4 protein-coding genes and 1 pseudogene (1 of these 5 running past the window's edge) are annotated in these 6,140 nt (G+C 45.5%); all 5 read left to right on the top strand.

From position 1 onward, the window contains the following. Positions 1 to 26 precede the first annotated feature (26 nt). On the top strand, positions 27 to 1,655 hold the full coding sequence (locus F3741_07040; GenBank protein ID MZG30550.1) for a cytochrome c3 family protein: 1,629 nt from the start codon (positions 27 to 29) through the stop codon (positions 1,653 to 1,655). Beyond that, positions 1,652 to 4,402 carry a hypothetical protein gene (locus F3741_07035; GenBank protein MZG30549.1) on the top strand — a complete coding sequence of 917 codons (2,751 nt, stop codon included), beginning with the start codon at positions 1,652 to 1,654 and terminating at the stop codon, positions 4,400 to 4,402. The genes F3741_07040 and F3741_07035 overlap by 4 nt, the downstream gene beginning before the upstream one ends. Continuing rightward, complete coding sequence (locus tag F3741_07030) at positions 4,399 to 5,043, top strand: hypothetical protein (GenBank protein ID MZG30548.1); 645 nt, start codon at positions 4,399 to 4,401, stop codon at positions 5,041 to 5,043. The genes F3741_07035 and F3741_07030 overlap by 4 nt, the downstream gene beginning before the upstream one ends. 4 nt (positions 5,044 to 5,047) lie before the next feature. Next, complete coding sequence (locus F3741_07025) at positions 5,048 to 5,503, top strand: cytochrome c (protein MZG30547.1); 456 nt, start codon at positions 5,048 to 5,050, stop codon at positions 5,501 to 5,503. A gap of 120 nt (positions 5,504 to 5,623) precedes the next feature. Continuing rightward, positions 5,624 to 6,140, top strand: a pseudogene (locus tag F3741_07020) (DUF1015 domain-containing protein) (it continues 878 nt past the right edge of the window).

Here is a 6,140-nt window from a genome sequence, read left to right as displayed (position 1 = left end):
TTCTAAAGCGGGAAAAGTTGGTTTCCGTGTCAAAACATCCGGCCGACCACCTCCTTCGTAAAAAATGCTTTCAATGTCATATTGATTCGCCGCCTGCCGAAGGGCAATACCGCTCTCAAGGTTGTGCTGCCTGCCACTTTGAGTATTCAGCAACCGGGCTTTATGAGGGTAACGATCCCACGGTTTCCCGTACCAAACCCGGACACGCGAGGTTTCACAAAATGCCTGCTATTCCTTCACGTGCCACATGCGTTCAGTGTCATAGGTCATTCACTTTACAAACCCTGGGCATGGAGCCTCACGAGATGTTGGACACGCTTGAGGAGACTGAGAACACAGCCATTGATATGGAGACGTCTGTCGATAATTCTGACCAGGAAAATGTTTCTTCAGTTATCAATACCAGCGAAACCAAAGAGGATCCAGTCGAACAGGAGAACATTCCATCAACAAACAATGACCTTGTGATATCAGAAAGTGAGACCACTGAAAAACCTGCAACAAGTAGAGGTTTCTCATTGTATGCCGGGAAAGGCAAAGTCAAAAAAGACGTCCATACTGCCAAAGGAATGGATTGCACAGATTGTCATACACAGCTTGATATAATGGGAGACGGAAATATTTATTCCAAACAACATGAAGCCGTTGAGATCCGGTGCGAAACTTGTCACGGAGACAGTCTCTCCTATCCTTTAATTTCACAAATCACTGAGCCCAGTGATCCGTCAATCCGGATCAGCAGACATTATACAGGTGGCTCGAACAGAGTTGGAGACTGGATGGCAGTTACCGCGACCAGCCATAAAATGACCAACGTAAAAGTTCAGGATGGACGCATGGTCACTATGGGCAAACAAACCGGAAAAGCTCATGAAATTCCATTGGTGAAAGATTATCTTGATGCTCACTCCATTCCCCAACACCAGTCGCGACTGGAGTGTACAGCCTGTCACGCACGCTGGGTTGTACGTTGCCCGGGATGCCATCAGAATATAGGCCCGGATCAATCAAACGTTCCTGAATTCCACCCTCTGGACATAGGAGAACCCGCATTGATGATTGGCCCCAGAGGCAAGGTAGCCCCCATGCTGATTCAACAGGAGAAACAACTGACTGTTCTTGACGAACGAGGACACCCTATTCCTGTTTTGGAAAAGATGGGAGACGAGAGAGGCCATTATCGCAAGTGGGAGTTCACTAATCCGCATGGCACATCCGGATCAAACCTGGCTTATGCTTTAAATCCGCACTCAATCCAAAAAAAATCCCGGTCTTGTATCAGTTGCCATTTGTCTCCTGAAACTTTAGGATTAGGGGCAGGAGATCTCAAAATAGGAAAAAGTTTCACCGGGAAAAATGATTTTGTCGACCCCTTGAACCGAACAGACAAAATATTGAATGCATCAAAATTTGATCCACAAGCTAAAACTTCTATGCGAGGTGAAGCTCTTGCTGGAACCAGTCAGCCAAAAGCCCGGACCTTTAATCAGAAAGAAATAGTCAGGATATTAAGAGTTGGAAACTGCATACCATGCCACGACCAATATGATGACCCCATCTATCAGAATATCAACCAAAGTTATGCCTTTGCACGTACAATGGAACACCGTCAATTAAGGAAAAAAATATTAAATTTGAGGCAACCTGCTGAATGAATCGTTTTTATAAAATTTCTTTATTGCTGATCATTGCGGGAAGTTTCTGGTCACTTCCTTTTCTTTCTTCAGGACAGGGAATCGAAAATAATAACCAATCAGGTTTTTTTGAAAGTGTCATTGGTGGTGAGGCAGCACCGTCTAATGAATCTGAAAGCAAGCCAACGGGACTGCTCGACTTTTTTATTCAACCGGAAGGAAGCACCAAACCGGAAACCGAAGAGATAGTGGAGTCAGAAGTTGACAGCAATTTACCGCTAACAGGCGACTCGAAAGAAATGGTCCAGGTGCCTGAAGCGATCTCGAAAAAAGATTTTGATGCCGCCGACTTTAACGATCCATTCTACCGGGTACGCGGCTTTCAGAAAAAATCGGAAAAAATTTTAAAACCCGGAACCACTATAGACGGCGTCCAGTTTCAAAATTATGGCCAAACAGAAAAATTTATTGAACGGTTTTATCGTGAATCAGGATTTTCCATGGACAGGGTATTCGGTAAAATCAAATACCTGGAAAAACGGGGTGGTTGTTACACCTGCCACCAGGGTATCGAACAAATTAGTTCTAATCATAAGATGTCCTGTGTCAGGTGTCACGGAGGAAACCGAAGGGCTTCATCCCTGCCGAGAGCACATAGAGGGCTTGTGGCAAATCCTTCATCCCCAGAGAATGCCCCTAGGTTTTGCGGCAAATGCCACGAAAGCCATGTTAAAAGAATTGGCCGTTCGGTGATGGCTACCGCTAAGCGCATGATAAACATCACACGTTTTGGCTGGGGTGCTCAACCAGCAGATGAGTTGCCCTACTCACTGTATCCTGGCGAACAGGAACAGCCCTACCCTCCAACCGGCAACGGACATGAAGTAGACGGTTTTCTTAAAACAAAATGCCTGAGATGTCATTTGGATACACCTGGCCCACACCGCCCGGGAGACTACCGCTCAACGGGGTGTTCCGCCTGCCATATGATCTACACAAACGATGGGATTTCTTTAACGCATGACCGGGCAATCCAGGCTTTACAAGATAAAGAAGAAGTGCAAAACCGGTTTGGACGAAAATTTGCGAGCAGACCCATGAGCAATCGTCGCGGCTACCCACTACTTCATAAATTCACCACCTCTATACCCAGTGTCCAATGTGAACATTGCCATAACAATAATGGCGTTGGTGAAGAGTTTGAAGGTTTATTTGCCAAACCTTCCCGGCCTCGTTCTGTTCCCGAATCCATCAACGATGAGAACCCGGTTCTATATGGGAAGGAACATGAGTTTCTTGTCCCAGATATACATCGCGAAAAAGGCATGCATTGTATCGATTGCCACATTGGTGATGAAATGAAACCAGAAGTTGAACCGGAAGCTTTGCGTTCTGCTGTTCAGATACGTTGTATTGACTGCCATGGGACCCATTCGAAATCACCTGAAGGATTGTTGTTGATCGAGTCAGATAACAGGACCAGGAAACTAATAAAGAAAACCAATTTGAATCCCAACCTGAAAAGAAAAATCCGCGTGGGAGATACAGTTCTTGTGAATTCCAGTTTTTCTCCCATGACACATATCAAGAAGGAAAAAGACCAATGGGTTCTAATATCAAAAGTAACCGGCAAGAAACACAAAATACCTCTACTGAAAGATTTTAAACCGCCCATCGCGCATCAAGTCTCCAAACATATGGATGAAGTGGAATGCTCGGCATGCCATGCCAGGTGGTCAGCAGGAGAATGGGGTATGCATCTCATCCGTGAAAATAACTTTTCACCAGAAAAATGGAAAGACTGGAATCTGTCAGACCCGGGTTTGCAGGAGATGCTTGCAGGAGACGATTCTCAGGGTATGATCAACTGGCTGTCCGCTAAATCCCGCCCCGATAGTATTGCAGGGGATCGTCTACCGGGATATTGGTGGACAGTATTTACAGAGACCGGGTGGTCGGACCTGATATTAGGCAAAAATCATCGTGGAAAATATTCGGTACTTAAACCCCGCTATCAATATTTTCTAACCGACCGCACCAGTCCTTTAGGGCTGCCTACTAAACGTGCCGAGCCACCGATGACTCTGGATGAAGGGACAGGAATGATCTGGACAGCCCATTCACCACATACAATTCGCAAAACAGTACGAAGCTGTGAATCCTGCCATCAAAATGAACTTACTGCGGGGTTAGGAGACCCGTTACGGCAAAATATAAAATACGCAACAGCATTTTTTGAAGAACTGCGTTTAAACAATCAGGTCCTGCCGCAGTTCCAACTCAAGCAGGGGATAACACAAAGTGGAGAACCTCTGCAAACTGCTTACCCAAGTGATGAAGTTCGATTTCTCAATGCGGAAGAAATTTCTGCCCTGCAGGAAACAACAGACCGATATCGTTCGCTACGTTTCCTCAACTTACGTGAATTGAGTTTTCCGCGTTTACTCTCCAGAAATGAGTTCCCCTATGACACAAGGCACTTTGCACGCGAAAACAAAATGGAACCACCCTCATTAAAGGATGACCTTTATTATGATGTGAGCAAAAACCAGTTTGTAAAGATTACTCCGGAAGCACCCTCTGTGGAAACCACACCAACGGAAACCATTGAACAAAAACCGGAAGCCCAGCAACCCAAAATGTTAGAACCTGGTACACCAGAACCTGTTCAGCAAGAGAAAATCATAGAGTTTTTATACGATCTTTTTCAGGATGGTGAAACCGGAGATAATAGAAATGATGAACCTGCTATTAACTCAGCGCCATGAAAAACCTTTTTATTCTTGGATTCTTATTACTTTTCCTGGAGCACGCCAGCGCAGGGCCCCTTGAGGATAAAAACTGCGGTTCCTGCCACCGGTTAAGTGCTGAACAAACTGCAGACAGTTTTTCTGCTCCCGACCTGCATTATGCGGGCAACAAGTTCCAAAAAGAATGGCTGAAACAATTCTTGAAAAACCCCGAGGTTATCAGACCTGCCGGGTTCACTAATGACCCCGGGTTTTTGCAAGGTGCCGATTTGTCGCCTCATCAGTCTTTTCAGGAAGTGGATGCCAATGCACTGGCAGAAAGCCTTATGGGCTTGAAAATTTCAAAACCCGCATCAGTCAACCAGGAAACTCTTTCAAAAGGTCAGCGCACAAAAATCAAATACCAGTTTGAACGAACATTCGGGTGTATATCCTGCCATCAAAGCTTGAACCTTGCAGGAAAAGTTCGTGGAGGCATATCTGGCCCATCATTGGTCAATGCAGGTAACCGTCTGCAAGCCGAATGGGTTGCGGACTGGTTGAGATCTCCAGAATCATACATAGCAAAAGGGCGTATGCCACGTTACAAATTGGACCCGGACTCTCTGGACTTATTCACTCGATTCATCATGACACTTAAAAAAGAAGGTATTAAATAATCTGATGGTAGTAAGTCGCAAACATTTTCTAATCGGAACAATTCTTTCAACATTAATTGTGACCGGCTGTGGGCAAGATAAAAAGACCACTACAGCAAACAAACCACCCACACAACAACAAGCAACTGAAGTCATCCCACAGACCCCGCAACATGAGTCAGCACAGGTTACAAATGAAACACGTCAAACCTACCAGTGGTACTGCGCACAGTGTCATGGTGTGAAAGGAAAAGGCAACGGTATAAACGCCAAGTTTCTAACCGTCCCGCCCCGCAACCACACCAAAGCCGAATATCTCGAAACACGAACCGATGAGCAGCTTTATGAAGCTATAAAGTTTGGTGGACTTTCAGTTGGACGTGCTCCATGCATGCCCGCATGGGGACATACTTTAGATGAAGGAACTATACATTCCCTGGTCCGTTACATACGGGAGTTGTGCCAATGTGAGGCCCTCTAGCAAGGGGAGATAGCTCCTGCAGTTCGATGGTTGGCCCCTTCATAGTGGTTTGCTATAATCGTATCCTGTAAAACAGGAAACCTCTCCTTCCCGCATGATTTTTAAACAAGAGATCCCATTATGCTTGAAGTAATACCATTCCACGGTCTGCTGTATAACACCAAAGTTTCAGGACCTTTGATCGAGGTGACCGCTCCTCCTTATGATGTGATTTCCCCAGCTCTCCAGGAGACTCTTTATCAAAAGAATCCGCATAATGTTGTGCGCCTTATTTTGGGCAAAGAGTTTTCTACCGATTCTGAAATGGACAATCGCTATACGCGTTCCGCATCTACATTCCAGCAGTGGCTGGAAGAAGGAGTGTTGGTTCGTGACCCCCAACCAGGGTTTTATGTATACAGTCAGGAGTATGAGTTTGAGGGAATGCAATTCTGCCGCACAGGTTTTTTTGCCAGAGTCAAAGCTGAACCGTTCAGTGGAGGAAATATCCTGCCACATGAGTTCACACTGTCCAAAGCAAAAACCGATCGCACTCGATTGCTCAATGCCTGCCATGCAAATTTCAGCCCCATATTTGGATTGTTTTCCGATCCTGAAGGAAATATTGATAACCTGATCAGTGACGAAGAAAATCTGA

This window comes from Nitrospinota bacterium (genome assembly GCA_009873635.1).
GTDB lineage: Bacteria > Nitrospinota > Nitrospinia > Nitrospinales > VA-1 > LS-NOB.
Note: the sequence above shows the minus strand (reverse complement) of the source record. Positions and strands in the feature narration are given on the sequence as shown.